We start from the raw sequence: 26,849 nt of genomic DNA on the forward strand, positions 1-26,849 counted from the left end.
CTTGGGTCTGATGATGGCTGGGTCCGAATGAGGTAACTGCTCCACATGCCGCCACTTCATCGGCCTCAACTGTCTTTTGCTATTAGGCAATTCCTTCCGCTGTCAGGGTGGGAACCCGGGTCGGAGGCCGCCGCCAGGTGCGCGTGCCGCCGAGGGAGTGTCAGGACGCCTGCTTGGTAAGGGTCGTGGAAGAGGATCGGCGTGGAACGGCTCAGTCGTTCATCGGGGAACTCGTGCCGCTCTCGTCCGGTGACCGCATCGGCAAGACTTCATCCAGAAGTAACCTCGCAGATGTGCCCCTGGAAGGCCCGTCCTCCTCTTGGATGATCCACCGTAATGGCGCCTCGCGTGAGGGTCGTTTTCTGTGCCTGGATCCCATCGCGTCCGGAGGTCGGGGACTGCTTGACTGGCTCGCGTCGGCGCCGAGGTGGCGGAGTGGCTCTCGCGCCCTCGGCCGGTCGACCGGAAGGGCCCTGCGCGCTGTTCGCGGTGTTCTGTGCGCAGGGGCCCTTTGTAGTGCGGGACAGAACTCGGGAAGCGGTCCACTGCCGGTGAGGAGGGAGTCGCCGTCCGCCGACGCGGTCAGCGTGACCCGGCCGTGGACGGGCCGGGCGGCTGGACGAGTACGAGGACGCCACCGGACACTTCCTGGCCCGCGCCAGCGCCCGGTGCCCTGCATTCCGACCGCGGCACCGACTGCCGTCCGGTCGCTCAGGGCACCGAGCGGATGCGGCGGACCAGGACGGAGCCCGCCAGGGCCAGGCCGCCCGCGAGGGTGTAGAGGGCGGTGTATCCGCCGAGGTGGGTGACGACCGGGGCCGCGATCGCGGGGGCCAGGACCTGGGGGAGCGCATTGGCGATGTTGATCAGGCCCAGGTCCCTGCCCCGGTCCTCCGGGGTCGGCAGCACGTCCGTGAGGAGGGCGAAGTCCACGGCCGTGTACACGCCGAAGCCGAGGCCGAGGACGAGCGAGGCGACGATCGCGCCGGTCCAGGACTGCCAGACGGCGAGCAGCAGGGTGGCCGCGGCGATGACCAGCCCCGACCGGATGACGTAGGACTTCCGCCGGCCGCTGCGGTCCGAGCGGATGCCGCTGATCACCACGGTGGAGAGCAGGGTGAGTGCGTTGAGCGCCGTGAGGATGAGGACGCCGTTGTCCGCGTCGCCCTCGTAGTGCACGGCGTCGGTCAGGTAGTAGAGGAGGTACATGGTGCTGATGGAGTACGACAGGTTCATCAGGAACCGCGTCAGCCAGGCCCAGCCGAAGTCGGGGTGGCGCCGCGGGTCGATCCAGAAGCCGCTGAGGAAGGTCCGCCACCGGAAGGCCGGCCGGTCGGCGGGGGCGAGCGTCGAGTCGCGCCGCATCAGCACGTACGGGACGGCCGCGAGCACGGTGAAGCCCGCGCAGGCCAGGTAGCCGGCGGTGATGCCGCCCGCGACCGTGGCCAGTGCCGTGCCGACCAGGATGCCGATGACCTGGGAGACGCCGAGCCAGCCGCCGACCAGGCCGCGCTGCCGGGGCGGGACCTGGTCGGGGACGGCCGCGGTGAGTGCGGCGAACGCCGCGTTGAGGGCCAGCTGGACCAGGCACCAGCCGACGATCACGGCCGTGACGCTCGCCGCCAGGGAAAGGGCCACCAGGCCGGCGGCCCCGCCCGCCACCCCGGCGACCACCCAGGGGATCCGGCGCCCCGCGCGCGCCGTCGTACGATCCGACAGCGCCCCGAAGACGGGGTTCGCGACCATCGACACGGCCGCCCCCACTCCCGTCACCAGGGCCAAGGTGGCTGCCTTGTGATCGGGGGTGAGTTGCTCGGCCTGGCGCGCCAGGAGCAGTTGCAGCGGGCCGAACCAGCCGACCCAGACCCCGAGGTTGGCGAGGGACAGCGCGCTCACCCACCGGCCGCCCGGCGCGGCGACCGCGTCCGTGGCCTTCGGCTCGGCGGTCATCTGCCGCTCTTGATCAGGTCGCGGTACCAGGCGTACGACTCCTTGGGCGTCCGGGCGAGGGTCTCGTAGTCGACGTGGACGAGCCCGAACCGCTGCCGGTAGCCCTCCGCCCATTCGAAGTTGTCGAGGATCGACCAGATGAAGTAGCCGCGTACGTCGGCGCCCTCGGCCATCGCCTGGCGCAGGGCGCGTACGTGGCCCTCGTGATAGGAGATCCGGCGCGTGTCCTCGACCCTGCCCGTGCCGGGGTCCGGCCCGTCGCCGTACGAGCAGCCGTTCTCGGTGATGTACAGGGGCGGAAGCCGGTCGCCGTAGCGCTCACGCAGGACGGCGAGCAGTTCGCGCAGCCCGTCCGGGACCACCGGCCAGTCGAAGTCGGTGCGTTCGTACCCCTCGATCTCCCGGATGGCGAAGGGGAGTCCGGAGGGTATCTCGATGCCGCCGAAGGCGGAGGCGCCGGACGGAGTCGGGGCTCCGACGAGCATCGGGTTGTAGTAGTTGACGCCGTACCAGTCCAGGGGCGCCGAGATCGTCTTGAGGTCCTCCGCCACCGGGCCGGGCAGGAGGGAGTCCAGGCCGTCCGGGTAGGCGCCGGTCAGGATCGGGTCGGCGAAGAGGCGGTTGGTGAGCGTGTCGTACAACTCGGCCGCGGCGCGGTCCTCTTCGCTGTCGCCGGCGGTCCAGACGGGGCTGTGCGAGGCGGCTATGCCGATCTGGCGGGCACCCGCCGCGCGCAGGGCCTGGACGCCGAGCCCGTGGGCCAGGAGCTGGTGGTGGGCGGCGGGCAGCGCGTCGAAGACGAGCTGCTTGCCGGGGGCGTGTTCGCCCAGACCGTATCCGAGGAGAGTGACCTCGGCAGGCTCGTTGATGGTGATCCACAGGGGCACGCGGTCGGCGAGGCGCTCCGCGACCACGGAGGCGTACGCGGCGAACCGCTCGGCGGTGTCACGCTCCAGCCAGCCGCCCCGCTCCTCCAGGGCGAGCGGGGTGTCCCAATGGAAGAGGGTGGGCGCCGGGGCGATCCCCGCGGCGCACAGCTCGTCGACGAGCCGGTCGTAGAAGTCCAGCCCCGCGCCGTTGACCGGACCGTGGCCGTCGGGCAGCACGCGGGACCAGGAGATCGAGAAGCGGTAGGCGTCCACGCCGAGTTCGCCCATCAGCGCCACGTCCTCGCGGTAGCGGCGGTAGTGGTCGGTGGCCACTTCCGCGTGCGAGCCGTCCTTGACGCGTCCCTGCTCCTTGGTGAAAGCGTCCCAGGAGGAGGGGCCCCGGCCGTCGGCCGTGAGCGAGCCCTCGATCTGGAAGGCGGAGGCGGAGACTCCCCAGAGGAAACCGGGCGGGAACGGGGGGATGGGCACCGTCATGCGGACTCGCTTCGGTCGAGGCGGCGCGAATCCCTGACACGGGTGCGGGGAGGCGCTGCCGGGCGGGCTGCTCACGGCACCTTCGGGTCCCGGGGCCGGCCCTGTCAAGAGAAAGTGAACAATCCTCAACTTTTTCTGAAGGGCCTCTGACGCGCCTTTCCCGCCGAGGTGTCGTCGTCCGGTGCACCCGCCCGGCGCGGCTGTCAGTCGCCCGCCGCACCCGCCGCACCCGGCGCCGTCCGGGCCGAGGACGCCCTCCGGCCCCTGCGGCGCGAGCGCGGACGCCCCGGCGCCGTGCGCGTCGACAGCTGGAACGTGACCGCCACGCGGGCACCGCCCAGGGGACCGCGCGTGATGCGGACGGCGCCCCGGGCGGCGAGGGCCGCGCGACGCGCGATGTCGAGCCCGAGGCCGGTGGAGCCCGTACTCCCGCCGCGGGCGAGGGCACCGTCCGGGTCGGCGATGCCGGGGCCGGCGTCGTGAACCGTCAGTTCCACGGTGTGGGCCGTGCGGTACACCGAGACCTCCAGGGCGGTGCCCCGGGAGGTGTACCGGAAGACATTGCCCACGAGCGCGTCCACGACGGCCGTGATGTCCGCATCGGGGAGGCAGACGGGGGTCGTCTCGTCCGTGATCTGCAGGGTGCAGGGCCGGTCCTGCTGACCCGCGAGTACGGCCCAGAAGGCCGCGCGCCGACGGACGACGTCGGCGACCTCGCAGTGGTCCCCGCCCTCCCGCGGCCCGTCGGGCGATTCCTCGCCCCGCAGGGCCCGGCCCATCGGGCCGACGGCGAGCGGCGTACGAGCCTCGGCGATGATCGCGTTGAGCTCCCGCTCCAGTTCGGCGACGGCCGCCTGGATGCGTCCGGTGTCCGCGCTCGGCGCGATCCGCTCGACCGCCAGGTGCAGGGCGGTGAGGGGGGTGCGGAGCCGGTGGGACAGGTCCGCGACCAGTTCCCGTTCGACGGCGAGCAGGTCCGTCATGCGGTCGGCCATGGTGTTGAAGGCCGTGCCCGCCTCCTTCAGCTCCGGCGGACCCTTCGGCTGGACGCGGGTGTCGAGGTTGCCCGTGCCGAGCCGGCGTGACGCCTCGGCGAGCCGCTTCGCCGCCGTGACGACGGCGGAGCCGAGGCGGTCGGCGACCAGGACGGAGCCGCCGAGCAGGACGACCGCCAGACCGGCCATGACGCTCCACGACAGGACGACGCCGCGGGTCAGGTCGTCGTCGGGGACGAAGTTCTCCACCACCGCGACCCGGTCCTGGGGCAGGATCACCGGCTGCAGGTAGATCCAGCCGCCCGGCACGTCCCGGGAGATGGACTCGCGTTCCTTCCCGGCCCGGCCCAGCAGATCCGGCGGAGCGTGCCCCGCGCCGCCGACCGTGCTGCGGTCCGGCAGGTGGATGACCATGTGCTCGGCCGCGCGCAGCCCCGCCCCCGCCTCGCGCAGCTCGCCCGCGTCCGTGGTCAGGGCCAGGATCGGCGCCATCGCCGCCGCGCTCTGCTCGGCCGCCGTGATGCTCTGCTCGCGGGCGAGCGACATCACGAGCAGCCCCAGAGGGATCAGGAACGACAGCGCCACCATGGAGGTGACGGCCAGTGCCACCCCCGCCAGGGAGCGCCTCACCGCGAGGCCCCGGGCTCGTCGTGGCGTCTTCGGGGCCCTCGGTTCACGGGTGCAGCGCTCCAACGGGTAGCCGTGTGCCCAGCGCACGGTCGGGGGATTCGGGCCCGAGGTCCGGGCGACGGGCCGCCGGAGGATCTTCCGGTGCGACGTCAGCCGATACGACGTCTCCCGGTACGAAGCCCTCCGTGAGACGTCCTCCGGGAGTGGCGTTGCCGTCACCGGCCCCGCGATCCGGGACGACGGGCCGTCAGGAGGTGCCGAACGACAGGCCGTGCTCGTCGGTACGCAGGGCCACCGCCCGGTCGGCCACCGGGATCGTACACCCCTCGGTCGAACTGCAGCTCGCATAGCCGATCAGCACTTTCGCCTCGCCCGGAGCGGTCGCCCGGATCGGCAGCGTCACCGTGACAGGGCCGTCGGGGTAGACCGGCAGAGCGGCGCGCACGCCCGGCACCGTGATGCTCTTGACCTGCTTGTCCACCGTCATCGCACCGGCGGTGGCGACCGAACCGACGGGACGGACCTCGGTCGGCCGCCCCACCCCTTCGACGCCCTCGGCGGGGAGGGCGGTGCTGTACAGGTGGAATCCGGCTTCGTCGGGCGTGAACGTGGCGACCAGGGTGCCCGCGTCGGACTTCCAGTCGGCCACGCTCAGCCGGACGGTGACGCCGTTCTCGTTGAATTCCGTCACGGCGGCGGCGTGCGACGGCTCGGACTCCTGGCCGCAGCCGGTCAGCGAGCCGGCGGCAAGCAGCGCGGCCGCGGCCCAGGCGCGGCGCGTGCGCGCGGCGCGGCGGAGACGGGGAGCCGGGCGGGGAGAGGTGATGGGGTGTCTCATGTCGGCTTTACGAGTCTTTCTCGTGATCCGGGAAGTCAAGGGAGTTCGGGGAGGTTCAGGGGAGAGTCGAGCCCTTTCGGGCGGCGCGTGGCCCTCGTACTCGGGCACCGGCGCTCACAGGGGCGCGGTCGTCCCTTGCAGCCGTACCTGCAGCGCGTACACCAGGTCGGTCCACAGGCCGGTGACCAGCAGGACGCCGACGAGGACCAGAAGCGCGCCGCCGGCCCGCATGACGGTCCCGTGATGGTTCCTGACCCAGCGGAAGGCGCGCAGGGCCCGCTGGAAGGCGAGTGCGGTGAGCAGGAAGGGCGCGCCAAGCCCCACGCAGTAGCAGACCATGAGGAGGGCGCCGCGCCCGGCGCTGGCCTCGTTCCAGGCCAGGGCCTGCACGGCTGCCAGGGTCGGCCCGATGCAGGGGGTCCAGCCCACGCCGAAGACGACGCCCAGCAGAGGAGCGCCGGCCAGGCCGAAGGAGGGCCGGCGGCTGCTGCGCAGCTCGCGCTGGGTGAAGCCGGGCAGCCAGCCCGCGAACGCGAGGCCCATGACGATGGTGAACAGGCCCAGGACCAGAGTGATGCCGTCCTGGTAGGCGAGCAGGTTGCGTCCGACGAAGCCGAACAGGGCGCCCCCGGAGACCAGGACGCCGCTGAAGCCCAGGACGAACAGTGCTGCTCCGGCGACCATCCGCCCGCGCCGCCCGCCGTCCGCCTCGGCGAGGTCGGACACCGACAGGCTGGTGACGTAACTCAGGTAGCCCGGCACGAGCGGCAGGACGCACGGGGACAGGAAGGACACCAGGCCCGCGGCGACGGCCACCGGCACCGCGAGGAGCAGGGTGCCCGACACCGCGCCGGTGGCCGGCCCGGCGGCCAGCGCCACCCACGTGGGGCCGGTCACGCGTCCTCCTCGGCGACCCGGTCCACGAGGGGCTCCAGCCGCGCGCGGGTGACCGGACCGGAGACGGCGACGGCGATCCGGCCCCGCCGGTCGATGACCAGCGTGGACGGGATGGCCTGCGGGTTGAGAAGCGCGGGCGGGAAGGCCAGCAGCAGCTTTCCGTCGGGATCGTGGATGCTCGGGAACCGCAGACCGTAGGTCCTCTCGAACTCCCGGGCCGGCCCGGTGGAACGGTCGCGGACGTTGACGCCCAGGAGCTCCACGCCGCGCGGCGCCGCCGCACCGCGCAGCGCCTCCAGGCCGGCGGCCTCGGCGCGGCAGGGGGCGCACCAGGAGCCCCACACGTTCAGGACGACGACCTTCCCGCGGTACGAGCGCAGCGCCAGGTCCCGGCCCGTGAGGTCCCGGCCGGAGGTGTCGGGGGCGGAGGGCCGTTCGGCGACCGGCAGGACCGCCGCGGTCTCGGCGGTGCCCGCTCCCGGCGTGCCGCCGTCCGCTCCCGCCACGGCGCCCCCGCCGCAGCCGGTGGCTGTGAGGGCGAGAAGGAACAGGACGACCGTCGCCGAAGCACCGCGTCTGTGGCTGCTGGCCGTCATCAGGCCCACTTCCGCAGGAACGCGCCGAGGCCCGTCTCGGTCAGCTCGGGGTTTCCGGTCGAGTGCGTCTCGGTCACCACCTCGCCGTTGCCGTCGAGGACGACCAGGACGGGCATCTTGTACGCGCCCTCGCCGGTGCAGTAGTCGCGCAGGAGGTCGAAGGCCGAGGAGTCCTGGCTGCCGATGTCGACCTTGACCACGTGGTACGAGGCGTCCAGGAGCGCCCCCACGGCGCTCGTGGCGAACACCCGGTCGGCGGCCTTGCAGTTGCCGCACCAGTTGGCGCCGAAGTCGATCAGTACCTTCTTGCCGTCGGCCTCGGCGGCGGCGACCGCGGCCTCGACGGCCCCACGGGCGTCCGCACCGGTCGGGTAGCCGCTGGTGAAGCCCGAGGAGCCGGAGACGGGAGCGCCCTTCTTCACGGCGGGCTTGGTCGGGGCGGGAGCGGCCGTCGTCCTGGCGGGGCGAGGGGCGGCCTTGCTCGTCGTCGCCGCGGGGCGAGGAGCGGCCTTGCTCGTCGTCGCCGCGGGGCGCTTGGCCACGGGGGAGGAGGCGGCGGGGCTCGGCCGGGTCGTGGGCGGGACCGACGTCGCCGCGGGGGTGGGGGAGGCGGACGCCGCCGTCGCCTCCATGGGCGCCGGGGCGCCGGTTTCCTGGTCGGCGGCGGGCGCGTCCGGGGCCGCCGCCACGGAAACGTGCTGCGCCGCGTCGTCCTTCGAGCCGCCCACTCCGCAGGCCGTGGCGACGGCGGCGGAGGCGACCGTGAGGGTGACGGCCGAGAAGCGGACGAGGCCCTGGATGCCGGCGGTGCGTTGTTTGCGGCGGTGTGCGGCCATGACGGATCAACCCCTTGTGTCGGTGAGTTCTCCGGGGCCTGGAGGCGGCCGATGCCGGAGCGGGCGCAGGACGCGGCCCGGCGTCCTGTCCGCCGGGGCCGGAGCGATCGTCCTGACCGACCGTGAGCCTAGGTGCCGAAAACGCCTCCGGGACCGTCCTGATGCCACTCATCAGGCACGCTTAAGGAACTGCTCAGGTTCCCGGCCGCAAGCCCTTGACCAGGGGTTCTCCGGCCGTGGCATCTGCCCGGGGACTCACAACCGGGTCTCGCGCACGCTGGCCTGCGCCCTCGGTACGACGGTCGCCGTGATCTGCGAACGGTGGTCGTCGCTGGTGAAGACGACCACCAGCGTGCCGGGATCGCCGTGACCGGTGCTCGTGCGGAAACCCGGATCGGGAACGGCCGAGACGAAGCACACGCTGTCGCGGCCGTACTGGACGGTGACCTTGCCCCCCTTGGAGGGAACCGTGTGCAGCCCGGGTCCGCCGCTGCACTTCGAGGCCGAAGGCCGGGGCGTGGGCGTGACGGGCGCCCGCGTGACCGAGGGCGACGGCGAGGGGGTTCGGGTGGTCGGCGGCGGCGCGGAGGGAGACGCGGGCGAGGTGGTGGGCGCCTTCGGCGTGGTCACGGCGGACGAGGCCGGCACCCCGACGCGGACCGACGGGGAGGGGTACACCGCCTGGACCGACCGCGCGGCGGGCGGGGTCGGCCGGGTCAGGCCGATGACGAAGTGCACCGTGAGCATCACCGCGGTGACGCTGGCCGCGGTGCACGACAGCCATATGAGGAGATAGCGCAGGAGGCGTGGCACCGCATCAGTGTGGCCGACGCCCACCGCACCACCCACCCCGCCCTCGCCCACGGAGCGGCGCACGTGTCCCGCACGGAGCGGCGCGACCGGCGCCACGGCCTGGTGACCGCACCGATCCGGTAGTGAACCTGAGCTGTTGCTTAGGTCCTCCTGAGCGCATCCCTCAGACGGCGTTCTCGCAGCTCCGGCGCGCCTACGCTCCCGTCTCGGTGCCGGCGGACCCGCTCCGCCGCACGAAACCCGCCCGAGCCGACACGGAGCCTGGGCCGGCCCCGCAACCGCACCCGTACACCCTGGAGGAAACCGAGATGAGTCCCCGAGCCGCCCACGGACGTCGTGGACATCGCGCCCCGCGTCGCCCGCGCGTCACAGCCGCCGTGGCGGGCCTCAGTACCCTGGCCGTCGCCGCGGTCTGCCTGGCGGCCGCCGAGCTCGCCGGCTCCACGCACGACAAGGCCGAATCCGTCGCCCTCGGCGGCGGCCCGCCCGACCCGAAGCCGACCACCACCGGGCCGGAGACCGCCGCACCGCAGGCCGCCGCACCACCGACCTCCCCGTCGGCCGTCCCGCACACCCTGACGACCCTCTCCGCCAGGCCGACGGCCCCCTCGGCCACCCCACCGTCCTCGGCCACCACCCGGGCGGCGAGACCTTCCGTGTCCCCGGGCGCGCAGAAGCCCACGTCCGCACCCCCGGCCACCACGAAGCCCCCGGTCACCACGAAGCCCCCGGCCACCGCGAAGCCCCCGGCCACCGCGCCCGACGGCGGTACGCGTCCGGCGGGCGGCGGCGAGGCCGAGGAGGTCGTACGCCTCGTGAACGTCGAGCGCGCGGCGGCGGGCTGCAAGGCCCTGACGATCGACGCGGACCTCACCGAGGCGGCTCAGGACTACACCGACGACATGGCCGCCACCGGCAACTTCTCCCACACGGGAACCGACGGTTCCCAGCCGCAGGACCGCATCGAGGCGGCCGGATACACCTGGTCACGATCCGGCGAGAACATAGCCAAGGGACAGGCCGACGCGGCCGCCGTCATGGACGCCTGGATGCACAGCCCCGGCCACCGGGCGAACATCCTCAACTGCGGCTTCACCGAGATCGGCGTCGGCGTCAGTACCGACGGAGGCCCCTGGTGGACCCAGGACTTCGGCACCCCCTCCTGAGCCGCTTCTCAGTGCGGCGCCACCAGCTTGATGCCCACCCCGCGCACGGTGCGCAGATAGCGCGGCGCCGAGGCCCGCTCGCCGAGCTTGCGGCGCAGCGCGGACACGTGCACGTCGATGGTCTGGTCCTCGATGTAGGACTCCTGCCAGACCTCCGCGAGCAGCCGGTGCCGGGACACCACCGTGCCGGCGTGCCGGGCGAGATAGGCCAACAGATCGAACTCCCGGCGCGTGAGCACCAGTTCACGCCCCGCCAGGTAGGCCGAACGCGCCGGCGGATCCACGGTCAGCTCACCGACCGTCACCAGCCCCGACGGATCGGCGGGCGGGGCCTGTCCGGCGACTCCGGCGGGCACCACGGTGCGCCGCAGCACCGCCGAGAGCCGGGCCAGGAGCTGTGCCCCGGAGAACGGCTTGACGAGGTAGTCGTCGGCCCCCGCGTTCAGGAGCTTGACGATCTCGCTCTCGTCGTCGCGGGCGGTCGCGACCACCACGGGCACGTTCGATATCCCGCGGATCATGCGCAGCGCGTCGCCGCCGTCGAGATCGGGCAGGCCGAGGTCCAGCACCACCGCGTCCAGCGAGCCCTGCGTGACCTCGCGCAGCGCGCCGAATCCGTCGCCCGTGCTGCGCACCGCATGGCCGTGCTCCGCGAGGATCTCCATCAGCGAGGCACGGATGCTGGGGTCGTCTTCGACCACGAGTACGCGGGGCATGGCGGACACCCTACAACCGGCCGTCCGCCCTTCCGGACCGCCCTCACCAGGTCCGACTCCGGGCGCGGGGCCTCCCGGACCAGGGGTGGTCCCGGGGACCGCCGCCCCGAGCGCCCCCGTCCCGGAGAAGGCGTCCGGATCCCGTTCATCCACGGACGCGGCGAGGAGGCCGAGGAACTGGTCTCCACCGTCGAGCGCGAGGTCGAGCTCCCGGTTGCCGCCGGCCGCCGACACCGACCGGAACGCGAAGCGCGTGGTGCCCTGCCCGGCCGGCACCGTGTAGGTGCCCGTGCAGTACCTCCAGGCCGTGTTCCCGTCCGTGAAGGTGCGCTGCTCGACCACGTTCCCCGTCGCCCCGATGTCCAGCGCCATCGTGTCCTGCCCCTGACGGCCCCGGTGGTAGAGCCGCCAGTACAGCTTCGTGCCCGGCTCCCGGAAGGTTGAATCATGAGCCGTCAGGTTGACGCGCATGGGCTCGGAGGCGTGGCATGCCTCGGTGATGCCGACGGAGTCGATGGGTACCACCCCGTCAGGGGGTGGCGGTTCCGGTCGTCGTGGCCTGCCAGTTGCCGCCGTCCACCCGGTACACCGTCAGTCGGCGGGTGACGGTGTCGCCGCCGTCGAAGGCGACCCGGCCGGTGACGCCGTCGAAGGTCAACTGCTGGACGGCTCGCGGCAGTTCCTTCCGGAAACCGGCGGCGGGTGTTCCGTCCTCCGCCTTCGCGACGGCCTTCACCGCTTCGATGAGCGCCCAGGTCGCGTCGTAGGCGTAGGGGCCGTACCAGCCGGGCTGCTCCGAGTAGCCCGCTGCCTCGTACCGGGTCAGGAAGTCGCGTCCCGCCGCCGACTCCGTGGCGGGTGCGCCGATCTGGGTCGCGAGGTCGCCGTCGGCCCGGGGGTTCCCTGTGAGGTACTGCTGGTCGAAGATGCCGTCGCCACCCATGAAGGGGACGGCCACTCCCGCCTGCTTGAGCTGCTGGGACAGCGGTGCCGCGGTGTCGTAGTAGCCGCCGAAGTAGACGGCTTCGGCGCCCGAGGACCGCACCCTTTCGGCCAGACCCGCGAAGGAGCGCTCCGCGGGATCCACCTGCTCCGTGCCGACGACGGTTCCCCCGAGCTTCCTCCACTCGGCCGTGAGGCCGGAGGTGAGGGCGGTGCCGTGGTCGCTCGCGTCGTCGACGACGTAGAGCTTGGTCTTCCCGGCCCCGTGCAGGTACCGGGCTGCGAACGGCCCCTGGTCGACGTCCGTGCCGATGGTCCGGAAGTAGGTGGAGTACGGACGGACGCGGGTGCCGGACGCCCAGTCGGGTCCCAGCGTCAGGGCCGGGTCGGTGTTGCCCGGTGAGACGTTGACGACGCCCGCGCGCGACAGCGCCGGCACCAGGGTGCGGGCGACGGCGGAGTTGAGCGGGCCGACCACCCCCACCAGTTTGTCGTCGGACACGAGTCGGGCGGCGTTGGCCGCGCCCTTGGCGGGGTCGGCCTCGTCGTCCACGGCCGTGATCTCGAAGGTCACACCGGGAACGTGACCGTTTTCGTTGGCGGTCCTGACCGCCAGTTCGGCGGAGTTCCTGATGCCGGCGCCCATCGAGGAGAGCCCGCCGCTGAGTGGCGCGTCCACCCCGATCCTCACCGTGACCGAAGACGCCGCCCCGCTGCTCCCCGCCCGGCCGCCGCTCCGGGCATCGTCGTCGCGGGTGAGGGACCAGGTCAGGAGGGATCCCGTGGCGAGTACGGCGAGTGCCGTGCCCAGGACCGCGGAGCGCCGGGTGAGGCCCCGGCCTCCCGCGGACACCTCGTCTCCCCGGTCTGATGGAGCCGTCGGGCCGAGGGTGCGCCGCTGTTCGTCCGGGTTCACCACGATGAGCGGGGCCGTCGGCCGGCCCGGCACGGGGTGAGGCGAGGGGACGGCGTCGGACCCGGAGAGGTCCGGGACCGTGGGGGTCGGCACGGACGACGGCGACGGCGACGAGGGAGGCTGCTTCGGCATCGTCGGGGCCGAGGACTCCGGCGCCGGCGTCTTCGGGGTCGGCTTTTGCGGGGTCGGCATCGTCGGGGCGGTCATCAGTACGCCCCTGAGCATCTCGGCTGCTTCCGGGGCGCCCACGCGTCGTGCCGGGTCCTTGGTGAGGAGGGCGTCCAGCACGGGCGCGAGCGGGCCGGCGTGGACCGGCGGCCGGTGCGGGCGGGTGAACACGGCCACGGCGAGGGCGTGGAGACCCTCCGCCTCGAACGGGGGGTGCCCCTCGACGGCGTGGTACAGGGTGGCGCCGAGCGCCCACAGGTCGTTCGCCGGCGTCGGGCGCTTGCCGTCCAGCTGCTCCGGCGGCATGTACTGCGGCGTGCCGATGACGATCCCGCTGTGGCTCAGCTTGGTCGTGGCGTCCGCGAGGTGGGCGATGCCGAAGTCGGTGAGGACGACACGGTCCTTGGCCAGGAGCACGTTGTCCGGCTTGATGTCGCGGTGGACGATCCGCGCCTCGTGCGCCGCGGTCAGCGCGTCGAGGACGGCGGCGCCGATCTCGGCCACACGCCGTACGGGCAGCCGTCCCTGGCTGCCGATCGCGGCGGCCAGTGACTGGCCGCGGACCAGCTCCATGACGATGACCGGGGCGCCGCGATGCTCCACGACGTCATGGACGGTGATGACTCCCGGATGGCTGAGAGTGACCGCCGCGCGCGCCTCGCCCGTGAACCGCCGCAGCAGCGACTCGCGGGCGTCGTCGTCCATTCCCGGTGGGAAGAGGATTTCCTTGACGGCGACTTCGCGCCCGAAGAGTTGCTGGTCAAGACCGCGCCAGACCCGGCCCATGCCGCCTTGGCCGATACGTTCGACCAGTTGGTACCGGCCGGCGATGAGTTCGTGGTTCTGCTCGGTCACGTGCTCACTCTAGGTCCTGATGGGCCGACCAGGTGACCGAAAGGCGACTCGGTCCGGGCCGGCTCGCCGCCCGGCCGGGCTCCTGCGATGCGCGCTTCCCGACACGCGCGCCGGTGCTACGGCAGGGCCGCGTGCCCAGTGCCCGGTGCCCGGTGCTCAAGGAAAGGGTGACTACTGCGAGGTGGACCCCTGCACGGAGCGGAGCACGAGCAAGGTGATCTCGCTGGGGGCGAAGACACGGAAGGGAGGGCCCCAGAAGCCGGTGCCGCGGCTGGTGTAGAGGAGGGTGCGGGCGCCGTGGCGGCTGAGGCCGGCGACGGCGGGCTGGTCGAGCCGGACCAGGTAGTGGAAGGGCCAGATCTGGCCGCCGTGGGTGTGGCCGGAGAGCTGGAGGTCGATCCCGTGGGCCGCCGCCCGGTCGACGAACGTGGGCTGATGCGCGAGCAGCAGGACGGGCAGGCCGGGATCGGCGCCCTGGAGGGCTCCGGCGAGGTGGGCACGGTGACCCGCCAGCCCGGAGGACTCGGCGGTGACGTCGTCGACACCTGCGACCACGAGGGTGTCACCGCCGCGTTCGAGCAGCAGGTGCCGGTTGCGCAGCGGCTCCCAACCGAGCTCGTCCATCAGGTCGACCCAGCCCTGAGCCTCGCTGTAGTACTCGTGGTTGCCGGTGACGTAGACCTTGGCCCGCGTCGCCTGCACGGTGCCCAGGGGAGCGGCCTGGGCGCGACGGCGGTCGGCCGTGCCGTCCGCGATGTCACCGGTGTGGCACACCAGATCGGCTTCCAGGCTGTTGACCGTCTCGCAGACCCGTGCCGACCAGCGGGCGCGGTCGAGCGGACCGTAGTGGGTGTCGGTGATCAGAACGACGCGGGTGCCGTCCAGTCCGGCTCCCAGACGCGGGAGCGGCACATCGAGCCGGCGCACGCGCGGCACGCGTCGGGCCTCGGCGTACCCCCATGCGAGCAGTACCGCCGCTGTGCCGAGGACGGCCCAGGTGACGATGCGCGCCCGGCCCTGGCCGTCACCGACACCGGCCACGGCCAGGACGAGCCGCAGCGTGACGCCGAGCAGAACGGACCAGGTGAACAGGACCCAGATGCCGCCCAGCAGCGTGTCCCCGACGATGGCCGCCCGGTCCTGCTGGCGACGACCGTGGCCGCGCGCCATCGCGAGCGGCATGCCGACCAGGCCGAGGACGAAGAGCGCGGTGCCCGTCAGGGTGACGGGGAGCGGCCAGTGCTGACCCGTGTGGAGGAGGACCCAGCACGGCACGGCCCACAGCAGGAGGGGGGCGATCAAGGGGAGGTAGCGCATCAGGCGATGCAACCGGCTCCGTGACGCCTCTGGCGCCTCCTGGGCGGCGGATCGGGTGTTGCTGATCTCTGTCACGCTTCCCTCCTGAGATTCTGTGCGGCGGACCGTGCGAGTGGTGGAGTCGGTCCATTGTCCGCCGTGGGGGACCGGGCGACCCACCCGCTGCGCAGGTCGTGGGTCCGACTCACGTGTGGTCGTCGCCGGCGGCGAAGACGGTGTGGGCGGCCTGGAAGAGCCGGGTGCAGCGCCGGGTCATGGCCTCGGGTGACTGGTCGGGGTGCTCGATCCACCACCGGACCAGAGCGGTGCACAGGCCGCGCCAGGCGTAGGTGAGGGCGTCGGCGTCCAGTGGGTCGGTGGCTCCGGCCGTACGCAGGAGTTCGGCGGTGCCGGTCGCGGCGAGGCCGTCGATGGCGTCGCGGTGGTGGGCGGCGCGCAGGGCGGCGTCGCTGCCGGGCGGCAGTGTGGGGTCGTAGAGGACGAACCAGGCCCTGCGCTGTCCGTCGAGTGCGGTGAAGAGGGCGTTCAGGACGCGCACGGGGGTGGGGTGCGCGTCGGTGTCGTGTCCGGCCATGGCGGTGCGGACGGCGTCCAGCAGCCGGTCGCCGATCGGTTCGAGGCAGGCGAGGTAGAGGCCCTGCTTGCTGCCGAAGTACTGGTGCAGCAGCGGCTTGGTGACGCCGACCCGTACGGCGATGGCCGCCACGGTGGTCGCTTCGTACCCATGGCGGCCGAACTCCTCGGTGGCCGCGGCCAGGATCTGTTGTTCGCGATCGGCTCTCGGCACGCCCTTGGTGCCGGCCTTGGAGGAGGGCGTTGTCATGGAACGAGATCTTACCTTAAGGTAATTTACCACTGAGTAAGTTCCATCGGACCCCAACTGGGAGCACTCTCATGTCTGCGATCCCATCTGTGTCCCGCTCCGCCCGCACCCGCTCCTGGTGGGGGTGGGGCTACACCGACGCCCACCCCGACGACGCCGAGTGCGCCGCGATGGGGGCTCTGCTTCCGGGCACCCTGACCCGCCCGCTGCCCGTACCCCGCATCGCCGATCTGACCGTCGACCGACCCGCCGTGACGCCCCCGCCCTCCCTGGCGCACCTGACCACCGGCGACCCGCGGGCGCGCGCCGCCCACGCCATGGGCAAGGCCTACCGCGACGTCATCCGGGCCCTTCGCGCCCGTCCCGGCCGACTCCCCGACCTCGTCGCCCACCCGACCGGCGACCAGGAGGTGGCCGACCTGCTGGACTGGGCCGGCGAGCACGACGTGGCCGTCGTGCCCTTCGGCGGCGGCTCCTCGGTGGTCGGCGGCGTGGAGTACCGCGGCGATGCCCACCGCGCCGTGCTGTCGCTCGACCTGACCTCGATGGACCGCGTACTGGAGATCGACACCGACGGCCGCTCGGCTCGCATCCAGGCAGGAGCCCTCGGCCCTGTGCTGGAAGAGCAGTTGCGGCCCCACGGCCTGACCCTGCGCCACTTCCCGCAGAGTTTCGAGTTCTCCACCCTCGGCGGCTGGCTCGCCACGCGGGCCGGCGGCCACTACGCCACCGGCCGCACCCACATCGACGACTTCGTGCAGTCCCTGCGTGTGATCACACCCGCCGGAGCCGGTTCGTCCTGGCGCCTGCCCGCCTCCGGCGCCGGCCCGTCACCCGACCGGCTCTTCCTCGGATCCGAGGGCGCGCTCGGCGTCATCACCGAGGCATGGATGCGCGTGCAGGAACGCCCCCGCCGCAAAGCCTCCGCGTCCGTGGCCTTCACCGACTTCCACCGCGCGCTCGACGCCGTGCGCGCCATCGCCCAGACCGACCTCGCCCCGGCCAACTGCCGCCTGCTCGACGCCGGCGAAGCCCTTTTCTCCGGCGCCTCCCACGACGGCTCCTCGGTTCTGGTCCTGGGCTTCGAATCCGCCACCGGCCCCGTCGGCGACCGCCTCGCGAGCGCGGTGGACCTGGCCCGCGCCCACGGCGGCCGAGCCGAGACGCCCCCGGCGGACGGTGACGCCTCGGCCGGCTCGGCCGTGGGCGCCTGGCGTTCGGCGTTCCTGCGCATGCCCTACCTGCGTGACGGCCTGGCCCGCATGGGCGCCGTCGTCGAGACCTTCGAGACGGCCGCCACCTGGGACAGGATCCCCGCCTTGATCGAGGCCGTCCGTACCGAGGTGGGCGCCGCCGCACGGAAGATCACGGGACACCCGGCCACCGTCAACTGCCGCCTGACCCACGTCTACCCCGACGGGGCCGCCCCCTACTTCACCGTGGCCGTCGCCGGCCGGCCCGGCGACGAGGTCGAGGTCTGGGACGACATCAAGGCCGTCGCCGGCGAGATCCTGCACCGCCACCGTGCCACGATCACGCACCACCACGCCGTCGGCCGCGACCACCGCGCCGGCTACGACCTCCAACGCCCGGAGCCCTTCGCGCTGGCACTGCGCGCGGCCAAGGACGCCCTGGACCCCTGCCGCATCCTGAATCCCGGCGTGCTGCTCGACTGACGGGACCGGGTGGCGGGACGGCGGAGGGGCCGTGCTGCCGTGTGTGCTTCGTCCTCGGGGCCCACGGGGGCGGCGGCCGGCAGCCGGCGCCGCGGTTCGCCGCCGTGCAGCCGTCCCCGACATTGGAGTGGCCCGGGGCAGGTGGGGCGGCGTGGTTCCCGCATCTCCCGGCGCCACTTCCTATGGTCGGCGCAGGTACGGCAGTGGGCCGGCCGCTCGGACCCGATGGGGAGTCATGGTACGTACGACGGCCAGACCCGGAACGGCGACGCCCGCGCCCTCGAAGGGACGCGCCACGCGCCGGTGGGCCCGCCGACTCGCTGCCGCGGTGGGCCTCGCGGCCCTGTGCGCGCTGCCCGCGACGACGGCGGGCGCGACCCCGTCGCAGGACGGCCGGACCTCTGCACACGCGCCCCTGTACGTGTCCGACTACGGTGGCAACCGGGTCGTCGCCCTGCCCACGAGAGGCGGCGACCAGACGCCCGTGCCCTTCGAGGGCCTCGTACGGCCCACGGGCATGGTCTGGGACACGTCGGGTCGCCTCTACGTCTCGGACACCGGCAACAACCGCGTGGTCGTGAGAGCGGCGTACGGGGGTGCCCAGTCCACCGTCCCCACCGACGGCTTGTCGCGCCCCCTGGGGCTCGCCCTCGACCGCGCCGGGAATCTCTACGTCGCCGACAGCTTCAACGACCGCGTCGTGAAGGTGTCCGTGGCGACCGGGACCCAGACGACCGTACCGACCGCGGGCCTGCTGCACCCTTGGGGACTGGCGCTGGACGCCGCCGGGAACCTGTACGTCTCCGACTTCGTCAACGACCGCGTCGTCAAGGTGGCCGGTGACGGGAGCGGCCAGTCCACGGTCCCCGCCCTCGGCCTCTCGCAGCCGACCGGCCTGGCACTGAGCGCCACGGGGGACCTCTACATCGCCGACAGCGGCAACAACCGCGTGGTCAGGATCGCGGCCGGCGGCGGCCAGACCACCGTCCCCACCACAGGTCTCAGCGATCCGCTCGGCCTCGCCCTCGACGGCTGCGGCGGCCTGTACATCGCCGACGGCTTCAACAACCGGGTGATCAGGGTCCGGGAGACGGGGGGTGGCCAGACCACCCTCCCGGCCACCGGCCTGAACACGCCGACGGGCCTGGCCTTCCCGCCGACGGGCACCCGCCCCTGAACCGCCACGATCCCGCGCCTCAGGGCGGCGACAGGGTCTCAGTTCCGGGCGTTCAGTTCCGCGACGATCGAGGCCGGCGTGTGGCCGCTGCTGTCGGACACCCGGTGGAAGTCGACCGAGACGAAGTTCGGGTCGCGACCGCCGGCCGCCGGGCGGCACTGCCGGTCGATGCGGTCACGCAGCTTGGTCCCGTTGTCGAGGGCGGCGTTGATGGCCGTGGGCACGTTCCGGTGGTGGCTCATGGTGAAGAGCCGCCGGAAGCCCGGTTCCTGACGGTCCAGCGGCACGTCGGACCACCGGCTGACGCAGGAGACGTCGTTGCCGAGGTCTCCGAGGCTCCAGTAGTTGCTGACGGTCCAGGCCTTGTCGTGCATGACCCCCAGGTGTTCACGGCCGGGCGCGTCGCTGAAGATCAGCAGGCGCTTCCCGGAGCCGACGAGGTCGGTCATCCTCGGCCACCCCTGCTGGCGCACGTTCCATGCGTCGGGCCGGAAGAGCAGCTGGTCGAGGCCGCGTACCCGGCCGAGTGAGTCGGCGAGCTGCTGGGCGCTGACGTAGTCCTCCAGGAAGACGGTCACGACTTCCTGGGGGTTCGCCGCGAGGAAGTCCACCACGGTCTGCACGCCGCTCTGGAGGGACTGCCGGGGCAGTGCGTACGTGACCCCTGCGAAGGTCTTGCACTCGCCGTGGCAGAGGTACGCGTCGCTCGGGTAGCAGTCGCTGCCGAAGCTGATGACGCAGAGCCACGTGCTGCGCTCGTACCAATGGGTGTCCAGGCTGAGGCCGCGCACTCCGTTGTCGAGCTGGTGGCGTACGGACTCGGACTGGGACACCGAACTCCAGCGGGAGTCCTCGTAGTTGGTGAACGCGTTGTGGGTGCCGAGGAAGGTGACCTCGTCGAGCCGCCGGTCCCCCCAGCGTGCCCGCGCCTGGGCCACGGCCGTGTCGTTCGCGTCCGCCGCCACCGCGAACGCGCGGGTCGACGCAGCGGGCGGTGCGGCACTGGCCAGGGCCGGTATTCCGAGGAGGCTCGCCAGAAGGAGGAGGACCACGGAAAGTCGTCCGGCTCTCCGCGACGAAGCGGTCCCGGCCGAGGGCGGCCCGAACCGTGGGCCCGCGCCTGGGCGGGCACCCCGAGGTGACATGTCCATGATTGGCATGCGGGGGAGCGTATCGGTTCGCCGGTCGATCCGGTCCCGTCGGGAACGCAATGGCCGGAATTCCTGTCGTGTCCGCACGTGATCGTGTCCGCACGTGATCGTGGCCGACGACGAGCGCGGTCCCTCGGCACGTTTCGTGTCGGGCTTCTCGGTCAGACGCGTGAGTGGAGTCGTTCGGCGATCGGAGCGAAGGAGAGGGCTGTCATGTCGAAGGTGTCGCATCTGCCCGGACGGGCGGAGCATCAGTGGGACTGGCAGAGGGCGGCCGCGTGCCGCGGCCTGGGTACCGAGGTGTTCTTCCACCCGGAGGGCGAGCGAGGCAAGAGCCGGGCGATGCGGGAGGAGTCCGCCAAAGCCGTGTGCGACCGATGCCCCGTACAGGCCCGGTGTCTGGAACACGCCGTCAGCGTGGGCGAGCCGTACGGAGTCTGGGGCGGTCGTACGGTGAACGAGCGCCAGGAGTCCGAAGGGACCGACGCCGCCGCGGCGTAGCCGGACCCGGCGACGTCGCGACGGTCATCCGTCGCCGCGGGTGGCCCGCCGTGCGTCCCACCGGTCGCGGAGGGACGGAAGGCGCCGACGTTCACTGCGCTCGCGGACCCGGCGGTCCAGCTCCTCCATCAGCCGGTGGCCCCGGTGCTCGGGGTCGAGTTCGTCGAGGATCCGGTCGACCTCGGTGAGCAGCGCCCCGTACAGCTGCCAACTGCCGGGATCGGCGAGGGCGAGGGCGAGGAGCCGGTCGGCGGCGCGATCTCTGCAGGTCCTGGCCGCCCGCAGCTCGGCCGCAAGCCGGGTCTCCGCGGCCTGGGCGTCCTCGCTGCCCCGCGTGGTGACCAGGACGGCGAAGCTGACGAGGGCGTCGGCGGTGTACCGGGCGGTCTCCCGGATGGCCGGGGCGGCCCCCTCGGGCAGCAGCTGGTGCCCGCCGCGGTGCTTGGCCAGGTCGGTGAGGGTGCGGGCGAGGACCCGCAGGACGACGGCGCAGATCTCCAGGGTGTCGAGGCCGGTGCGCAGCACCACCCGGTGCAGGAGGCCCTCCTTGATGCGGGGGTTGAAGCGCAGGCTGTCCTCTGCGGTGCGCAGTGCCCCGTCGACGTCGGCGACGTCGTTGTCGAGGCGGCGGGCCTCGTGGAGGCGGCTGGCGGCCTGCTCGACGGGGGGTGCGCCGGTGAACTCGTCCGCCACGTCGAGGAGCAGCAGCCGCATCCGCCGGGCGAGGTCCTCGATGGAGTCGCCTGCGGTGTCGACCCAGACGGGCGGTGCGAGGAGCAGGTTGAAGAGCATGCCGACGACGGCGCCGATGAGGGTCTCCAGGACGCGGTCCCATGCGGTGTCGGAGACCTGGGTGACGCCCAGGACGAGCATGGCGCTGATCGCGACCTCGGGGATGAACTCCTCGACCCTGACGAGCCGGCCGACGAGCAGCGAGGCGAGGATCACGAGGGCGAGGCTCCACCAGGAGAGGCCGACGACGACGCTGAACGCGATGGCGATGAGGACGCCGACGACGACCGAGGTTACCCGACGCAGACTGGTGGTCACGGTGGAGTAGAGCGTGACCTGGACGACGAGGAGGGCGGTGAGGGGTGCGGTGAGGGGGACCGGTTCACTGCTGAGCCAGAGGGCGACGACGTAGCTGAGCGTGGCAGCCACCGTGGACCGCATCGTCTGGACGACGAAGGGATCGCGCCGGAGACGCGTGAGCAGCCCGTCGCCCTGGTCGTGCCGTCCTCTGCCGCGTGCCACGCCGCACCTCGTCCCGTCGCCGTCCCGCCAGGGCCGTCTGGACGACTGCCTGCCCGGACGGCCCCGGGCTCAAGCGCGGGTACGCCCGGCCGGGCGAGGGATCACCTCCGCTTCGGGGACGGGCGGCTCGGAAAAGGACAAGGGCCGTCAAGGCGGTGCCGCGACGGGCCTGGGGTTCCGGCACGCAGCGCCGTACCTGGAGGGTGTGGGTTCCGTCCTTGGGCGGGGTGACGGTCAGGGCCTTGGTGGTGGTGCCCCCGGTGGCGACCTTGGTCCAGGTCACTCCGTCGAGGGACCATTCGAGCCATTCGTGGTCGGTGCCGTTCGGGGTGACGGTGAAGGTGCCGGCCTGTCCCGCGCCCTTGACCCACGTGCCCGACGGGTAGTCGGTGGAGGCGATCCCGGGGGGTGCGGAGGGTGCGGAGGTGTCGACCGTGAAGGTCTTCCACTCCGACCAGCCCAGGTTGTAGTGCGTGCCGTCGTACGGGCTGCTGCGGAACCTGTACGTCTTGCCGTTGGCCGGCACACCCGCCGGCACGACGACCGGGGCGGGCTGTCCGGACGGCACGAAAGCCGACCGCAGGACCGCGCCGACCTGGGTGTCGGTTGTGGCGTCGAAGATCTGGTACGCGCCCTGGACCTTGTCGCCGTTGGGGTCGACGAACGTGTCGCGCAGGGTCGGCGTCGCGGTGTTGACGACATAGGCGCCGGAATAGGAGAAGTACGGCGGACCTGCCTCCTGCTGCGTGCCCGTGCGGGGCCGGTAGTTGTGGGTGACGACCAGTTTCGGCGGGTTGGTGGCGGCGTTGGCGGAGTGGAAGTTCCACAGCGACAGCTTCGCGTCCATCACCAGGGCGTCGGCGATGGGCGCGGTTCCAGCTGACGAAGGAGCGCGCGGTGCGGTAGGTGCCGTCGGCGTTCTTCGTGCCGGGGTTGCCCAGGTCGAGTTCGACGTCGTTGGACCAGTCGACCGTCGTGCCCTGCTGGACGTAGGTGTCGAAGACGTTCGACAGTGCGGACGTGGACGGGTCGACCGTCACCGGGTACTTCGTCGCCGGATCGGCGAGGAAGTCGCCGTCCGGGGCGAGCACGAGGTCGATGCCACCCTTGGCCTTGACGACCTTCATGGCGACCCGGACCTGGCGTGTGTGCTCGCCGGAGACGGGGTCGACGGTCGCGTCCCACATCACCGGGGCGGGCATGACCGCGGTCTTCCGGGACTTCCTGTCGGTGAAGAGCACGCTGCCGTCGGGCTGCTGCTCCGCCTTCAGGCCCTTGGCCTTCAGCGGCAGGGTGTACGAGAAGCCGGCCTCGGGCCGGGCCTTGATGTCGACGAACTGCTCGAAGCCCGTACGGGTCGCCTCGACGACCACGTCGGCGCCGGGCACCGCGTCGACGTAGGTCGCACGAATGCCGTCGAGCTTCGGTGCGGGCAGACCGCCCCGCCACTGGAGGGTGATCTGCTCCTCGCCCTGGCCGAGGGTGACCAGGTCGGTGGCCGGTGCGGACCGCGCCGCGAGGAGGGAGCGCGCGGGCGATCCGGTCCTGCCCGCCAGGGTCAGACCCTCCGGATGGGCCTTGGGGGCGACGGAACCGTCCGCCTGCGCGGCGAGGTCGACGTCCACATCGCGCCAGGAACCCGTGACCGCGTCCTTGAACCGGACCGGCCCGGCCGACAGTTCGGTGGTGAGGGAGCCGTCCTGGTCGGCCCAGGTGGTCGACGTCTCGGTCCGCTCCGAGAGCGCCTCCACCCGTCGGCCCGACAGCCGCGCGGCGACACGCGCGGAGGGGATGTCCGCCGCCTGCGTGGCGGCGGATCTGTCGGGGGTGGCCGCCGCCGGGAGCGGCGCGGCTGCCGCCTCGGCGCCGGTGAGGAGCGTGAGGGACAGGGCGAGGGCGAGGCTTCCCGCTATGCAGCCGGAAGCCCTTTCGCGCCAGATGCGTCTGCGTCTTGATGGCGCAGACATACCGAGCAACGCGATTATTCGATCTCCAGTTCGATTATGTGGGTGCATGGGTGGGCTGTGGTGGACATGGATGTGCCGCCGTGGGCGAGCAGAGGGCGTGTCGACCGCCGGAAGGGGCGTCGACCGCCAGGAGGGGTGTCGACCACTCCGCCCTCTGCTCGCCCGGGCGGCCGCGGGTCAGACCGCGGGGGGTACGACGGGCTGGGACTGGGTGGCGCAGTGGATGCCGCCGCCTCCGGAGGCGATGCTGTCGATCTTGACCTGGACGACGGTCCGGCCGGGGTACGCGGCCCGCAGGATGTCGTACGCCGTGTTGTCGGCGTAGCTGTCACCGAACTGGGGCACGAGGAGGGCGCCGTTCACGGTGTAGTAGTTGGTGTAGCTGGACAGGAAGTCCGTGCCCCTCCCTCGGATGTAGCGGCGGTCGGGGCCGGGGAGTTCCGTGATCTCCAGGCGGCGTCCCTGGGCGTCGGTGGCGCTCTGGAGCACCTTCTTGGTCTCGTTGTAGACGGCGACCCACTTGCTGCTGGCGCCGGGGCCGGGCTGGTCGAGGATCACCTTGCCGGGCGCGACGAAGCGTGCGAGGCAGTCGATGTGGCAGTCCGTGATGTCCTGGCCGGCGAGGCCCGGGACCCAGATGACCTTGTCCGCGCCGAGGGCCCACTTCATCGACTGCTCGACCTGGTGCTGGGTCATGCCCGGGTTCCGGTTGCTGTTGACCATGGAGCTGACCGTCGCCATCAGGGTGCCGTGGCCGTCGGCCTCCAGCGAACCGCCCTCCCCGACGAACGGGGCCTGGATCCTGTTGACCCCGTACTGGCCCAGGAGCGTCGTGGCCGCCGCGGCGTCATTGGCGAAGGGCTGGTAGTAGCTCGTGCCGGTCTTGCCCCACCCGTTGAAGTTGGTGTCCACGCCGGCGACGGCGCCGGGCGCGACGACGAAGGTGGGGCCGAAGTCACGGATCCACAGGTCGTCGACGGGGATCTCGACGACCTCGATGCCGTGGTACGCGCCGGGGCCGCAGATGTAGCGGGCGTCGGCGGCCTGCGAGGGGCGTGCCAGGACGACGACCGGCTCGAAGCGGGAGATGGCGTACGCGATGCGCGCGATGTCGTCGCGGACGCCCCCGAGCTGCGTGGACCAGACCGACGACAGTGCGGGCCAGGCCATGAAGGTCCGCACGTGGGGGTCGGTCTCCGCGGGGATCCGCAGCGTGGTGCCCGATGCGGCGGTGGCCGCGACGGCGGCCGTGGGCATCGTGGCGCCGAGGGCGGCGAGGGGCACGGCCGTCGCGCCGAACTGGAGAAGCCTGCGTCGGGACGTGAGGGGTGACGTGGACATACGGGCTCCCTTGAAGAGGGCTGGCTTGATTGCGTCGCCCATCCTGTCCTTAACTGAAAATTCAGTCAAGATCGTTCACGCAGGTCGCTGCTGCGAGCTCGATCCGGCCTACGCGCCGCAAGATCGAGGACGGCCGACCACTGCGAAAGTCGCACGACCCGACTGACTTTTCAGTCTGGACAGAGATGGTGCCTGAACGGCCGTGTCTCCCGCGCCGTTCCCACGATTCGCGGCGGACAACACGCACCTTGTTCAAGAGCGGCCGGGGCCCAGTGCACGCGACTTGCCGCCGCCCGGGGCGCTTCCCGCCGCTGCTTCACCGTCGAACCGCCGCGTCGGCGGCGATCCCGAGCCCACGATCGGAGAACCCCCACATGGCCGACCTTCCCTCCCGCCGCTCCGCCCTGCGCGTACTCGCGGGATTCGGCGCGTTCGCCCTCGGCGCGACGGCGTGCGGCTCGGGCGACTCCGGCGAGCCGGACCGCCCGGCCGGTACCGCCACCACCGGGCAGGCCGTGCCTGCGGACGAGGACCGGCGCATGCCGGCCGAGTGGGAGAGCCACGCGCGCACCTTCATGTCGTGGCCGGCGCTCGAGTCCGTCTGGGAGGACGACCTCCCCTTCGTACGCGAGGACATCGCGCGGGTCGCCCGCGCCATCTCGGAGTACGAGTACGTCGTGATGATGGCACGGCCGGCGCAGCGGGCGGGCGCCCAGAAGGCCTGCGGATCCGGCGTCGAGGTCATCGACATGCCCGTCGACGACCTGTGGGCCCGCGACACCGTCCCGGTCTTCGTCGAGCAGGACGGGAAGCTCGAGGGAGTCGACTTCAACTTCAACGGCTGGGGCGACAAGCAGACCCACGACAACGACGCCCTGGTCGGTCGGCTTCTGCTCCGCAAGTACGGGATCCCGCGCATCCAGGCGCCCCTCGTGGCCGAGGGCGGCTCCTTCGAGACGGACGGCGAGCGAACGCTCCTGATCACCGAGAGCTCGATCGTCAACGACAACCGCAACCCCGGCAAGTCCCGCGCCCAGATCGAGACCGAGCTCAAGGAACTCCTGGGCATGGAGAAGGTGATCTGGCTGAAGGGCGTGCGCGGCGAGGACATCACCGACGCCCACGTCGACAGCCTCGTGCGTTACACGGCACCCGGCGTGGTCCTCCTGGACCGGGCCTTCCCGGGGACTCCGCCGGACTCCTGGTCACGCTCCTCGGACCAGGCCATGACGGTGCTCAGCGAGGCGACCGACGCCCAGGGCCGGGAGTTCGAGATCATCGACCTCCCGCAGCCCGACCCCGACCTGATCACCGGCTACACCGACGCCTTCCTGTCGACCTACGCCAACTTCTACGTCGGGAACGACGCGGTGTACCTCCCGAAGTTCGGCGACAAGGCGGCGGACGACCGGGCGCGCGGCATCCTCCAGGAGCAGTTCGCGACGCGGGAGATCGTCCAGCTGAGCATCGACACCATCGCCACCGGAGGCGGCGGGATCCACTGCGCCACCCACGAGCAGCCCGGCAAGCCGATCGAGTAGGCAGACACGGAGAGAGGAGCTCAGTCGCTCGTCGCCCCGTCCGTCCGCTCCCGGAGGAAGTCGGGCATGGCCGTTGTGGCGGGCGTACTCCTGGATCATCAGCACGTAGATCCAGCGCAGGCTGAGGAAGACCCGGCGAGAGGACACGAAGGTCTCGTCGAGGCCGCGCCCGGCCACTGCCGCGTCGCACGCGTCGAGCCCGGTCCGAAACACCGCGAAATCTCGCTCGGCGTCGGCTGGGTGCACTCCGTCGAGTCCCTCGTTGCCGTCCGACGGGCCCGTGAAGTCATCGCCGACGTCCTCACCTGCGAAGCTTCGTCGGAACCGCCATCGCTCCACCTCCGCCATGTGCCGTCGGACCCACCCTGCCCCGCCATGGGGGAGGGTTCAAGCAGGCGAAGCGGCAACGGTCAGGCCGG

At 72.2% G+C, this 26,849-nt stretch carries 20 protein-coding genes and 2 pseudogenes; 5 read left to right on the plus strand and 17 right to left on the minus strand.

Annotated elements, in window-relative coordinates; translation table 11 throughout:
• Window positions 1-711: 711 nt before the first annotated feature.
• The 8 genes from ACF08F_RS10055 to ACF08F_RS10090 form a co-directional block, all read right to left on the minus strand.
• On the minus strand, window positions 712-1,950 hold the full coding sequence (locus ACF08F_RS10055) for an MFS transporter (RefSeq protein WP_392298039.1): 1,239 nt from the start codon (window positions 1,948-1,950) through the stop codon (window positions 712-714).
• A complete protein-coding gene (locus tag ACF08F_RS10060; RefSeq protein WP_392298040.1) occupies window positions 1,947-3,314 on the minus strand; it encodes a GH1 family beta-glucosidase in 1,368 nt (455 codons plus the stop codon). The genes ACF08F_RS10055 and ACF08F_RS10060 overlap by 4 nt, the downstream gene beginning before the upstream one ends.
• A 203-nt stretch (window positions 3,315-3,517) precedes the next feature.
• A complete protein-coding gene (locus tag ACF08F_RS10065; RefSeq protein ID WP_392298041.1) occupies window positions 3,518-4,939 on the minus strand; it encodes an ATP-binding protein in 1,422 nt (473 codons plus the stop codon).
• A 247-nt stretch (window positions 4,940-5,186) separates the two neighbouring features.
• The gene (locus tag ACF08F_RS10070; protein WP_392298042.1) at window positions 5,187-5,777 is read right to left on the minus strand and encodes a hypothetical protein; all 591 of its coding nucleotides are present in this window, start codon (window positions 5,775-5,777) and stop codon (window positions 5,187-5,189) included.
• 114 nt (window positions 5,778-5,891) lie between these two features.
• On the minus strand, window positions 5,892-6,674 hold the full coding sequence (locus tag ACF08F_RS10075) for a cytochrome c biogenesis CcdA family protein (RefSeq protein ID WP_392298043.1): 783 nt from the start codon (window positions 6,672-6,674) through the stop codon (window positions 5,892-5,894).
• A complete protein-coding gene (locus ACF08F_RS10080; protein ID WP_392298044.1) occupies window positions 6,671-7,270 on the minus strand; it encodes a TlpA family protein disulfide reductase in 600 nt (199 codons plus the stop codon). Before ACF08F_RS10080 ends, ACF08F_RS10075 begins: the two co-directional genes overlap by 4 nt.
• Window positions 7,270-8,106: a thioredoxin family protein gene (locus ACF08F_RS10085; protein ID WP_392298045.1), complete on the minus strand. Its 837-nt coding sequence runs from the start codon at window positions 8,104-8,106 to the stop codon at window positions 7,270-7,272. Before ACF08F_RS10085 ends, ACF08F_RS10080 begins: the two co-directional genes overlap by 1 nt.
• Window positions 8,107-8,361: 255 nt before the next feature.
• Entirely contained in the window at window positions 8,362-8,919 is a 558-nt protein-coding gene (locus ACF08F_RS10090) for a hypothetical protein (protein WP_392298046.1), read from the minus strand.
• Window positions 8,920-9,296: 377 nt separating this feature from the next.
• Here ACF08F_RS10090 and ACF08F_RS10095 point away from each other — a divergent pair, with 377 nt between their 5' ends.
• Window positions 9,297-10,085 (plus strand): CAP domain-containing protein, encoded by a 789-nt coding sequence (locus ACF08F_RS10095; RefSeq protein ID WP_392298047.1) that lies wholly within the window; start codon window positions 9,297-9,299, stop codon window positions 10,083-10,085.
• Window positions 10,086-10,093: 8 nt separating this feature from the next.
• Here ACF08F_RS10095 and ACF08F_RS10100 read toward each other — a convergent pair whose 3' ends face one another.
• The 4 genes from ACF08F_RS10100 to ACF08F_RS10115 form a co-directional block, all read right to left on the minus strand.
• The gene (locus tag ACF08F_RS10100; RefSeq protein WP_392298259.1) at window positions 10,094-10,801 is read right to left on the minus strand and encodes a response regulator transcription factor; all 708 of its coding nucleotides are present in this window, start codon (window positions 10,799-10,801) and stop codon (window positions 10,094-10,096) included.
• 529 nt (window positions 10,802-11,330) lie between these two features.
• The gene (locus ACF08F_RS10105) at window positions 11,331-13,682 is read right to left on the minus strand and encodes an ABC transporter substrate-binding protein (RefSeq protein WP_392298048.1); all 2,352 of its coding nucleotides are present in this window, start codon (window positions 13,680-13,682) and stop codon (window positions 11,331-11,333) included.
• A gap of 171 nt (window positions 13,683-13,853) precedes the next feature.
• Entirely contained in the window at window positions 13,854-15,074 is a 1,221-nt protein-coding gene (locus ACF08F_RS10110; RefSeq protein ID WP_392298049.1) for a metallophosphoesterase, read from the minus strand.
• Between the two features lie 109 nt (window positions 15,075-15,183).
• The gene (locus tag ACF08F_RS10115) at window positions 15,184-15,822 is read right to left on the minus strand and encodes a TetR/AcrR family transcriptional regulator (protein WP_392298050.1); all 639 of its coding nucleotides are present in this window, start codon (window positions 15,820-15,822) and stop codon (window positions 15,184-15,186) included.
• A gap of 71 nt (window positions 15,823-15,893) precedes the next feature.
• On the opposite strand from ACF08F_RS10115, the gene ACF08F_RS10120 reads away from it, so the two are divergent.
• Both ACF08F_RS10120 and ACF08F_RS10125 read left to right on the plus strand, forming a co-directional pair.
• Window positions 15,894-17,498: an FAD-binding oxidoreductase gene (locus tag ACF08F_RS10120; protein ID WP_392298051.1), complete on the plus strand. Its 1,605-nt coding sequence runs from the start codon at window positions 15,894-15,896 to the stop codon at window positions 17,496-17,498.
• A 235-nt stretch (window positions 17,499-17,733) separates the two neighbouring features.
• On the plus strand, window positions 17,734-18,675 hold the full coding sequence (locus tag ACF08F_RS10125; protein ID WP_392298052.1) for an SMP-30/gluconolactonase/LRE family protein: 942 nt from the start codon (window positions 17,734-17,736) through the stop codon (window positions 18,673-18,675).
• A gap of 38 nt (window positions 18,676-18,713) precedes the next feature.
• Here ACF08F_RS10125 and ACF08F_RS10130 read toward each other — a convergent pair whose 3' ends face one another.
• Complete coding sequence (locus ACF08F_RS10130; protein WP_392298053.1) at window positions 18,714-19,727, minus strand: PI-PLC domain-containing protein; 1,014 nt, start codon at window positions 19,725-19,727, stop codon at window positions 18,714-18,716.
• 312 nt (window positions 19,728-20,039) lie between these two features.
• Between ACF08F_RS10130 and ACF08F_RS10135 the strand changes: the two genes are divergently transcribed.
• Entirely contained in the window at window positions 20,040-20,327 is a 288-nt protein-coding gene (locus ACF08F_RS10135; RefSeq protein WP_392298054.1) for a WhiB family transcriptional regulator, read from the plus strand.
• A 24-nt stretch (window positions 20,328-20,351) separates the two neighbouring features.
• Here the strand turns inward: ACF08F_RS10135 and ACF08F_RS10140 are convergent, their stop codons facing one another.
• The 3 genes and pseudogenes from ACF08F_RS10140 to ACF08F_RS10150 form a co-directional block, all read right to left on the minus strand.
• Window positions 20,352-21,500 carry an aromatic acid exporter family protein gene (locus ACF08F_RS10140; RefSeq protein WP_392298055.1) on the minus strand — a complete coding sequence of 383 codons (1,149 nt, stop codon included), beginning with the start codon at window positions 21,498-21,500 and terminating at the stop codon, window positions 20,352-20,354.
• A gap of 271 nt (window positions 21,501-21,771) precedes the next feature.
• Window positions 21,772-23,470 (minus strand): annotated as a pseudogene (locus ACF08F_RS10145) (sugar-binding protein); the annotation flags it as partial.
• Window positions 23,471-23,725: 255 nt separating this feature from the next.
• Entirely contained in the window at window positions 23,726-24,889 is a 1,164-nt protein-coding gene (locus ACF08F_RS10150) for an agmatine/peptidylarginine deiminase (RefSeq protein WP_392298056.1), read from the minus strand.
• 374 nt (window positions 24,890-25,263) lie between these two features.
• Between ACF08F_RS10150 and ACF08F_RS10155 the strand changes: the two genes are divergently transcribed.
• Window positions 25,264-26,430, plus strand: coding sequence for an agmatine/peptidylarginine deiminase (locus ACF08F_RS10155; protein WP_392298057.1), 1,167 nt, complete (start codon window positions 25,264-25,266; stop codon window positions 26,428-26,430).
• A 120-nt stretch (window positions 26,431-26,550) separates the two neighbouring features.
• On the opposite strand, the pseudogene ACF08F_RS10160 reads toward ACF08F_RS10155, so the two are convergent.
• Window positions 26,551-26,778, minus strand: a pseudogene (locus ACF08F_RS10160) (Mini-circle protein); the annotation flags it as partial.
• Window positions 26,779-26,849: the final 71 nt, after the last annotated feature.

Source organism: Streptomyces sp. NPDC015130, assembly GCF_043080005.1.
GTDB lineage: Bacteria > Actinomycetota > Actinomycetes > Streptomycetales > Streptomycetaceae > Streptomyces.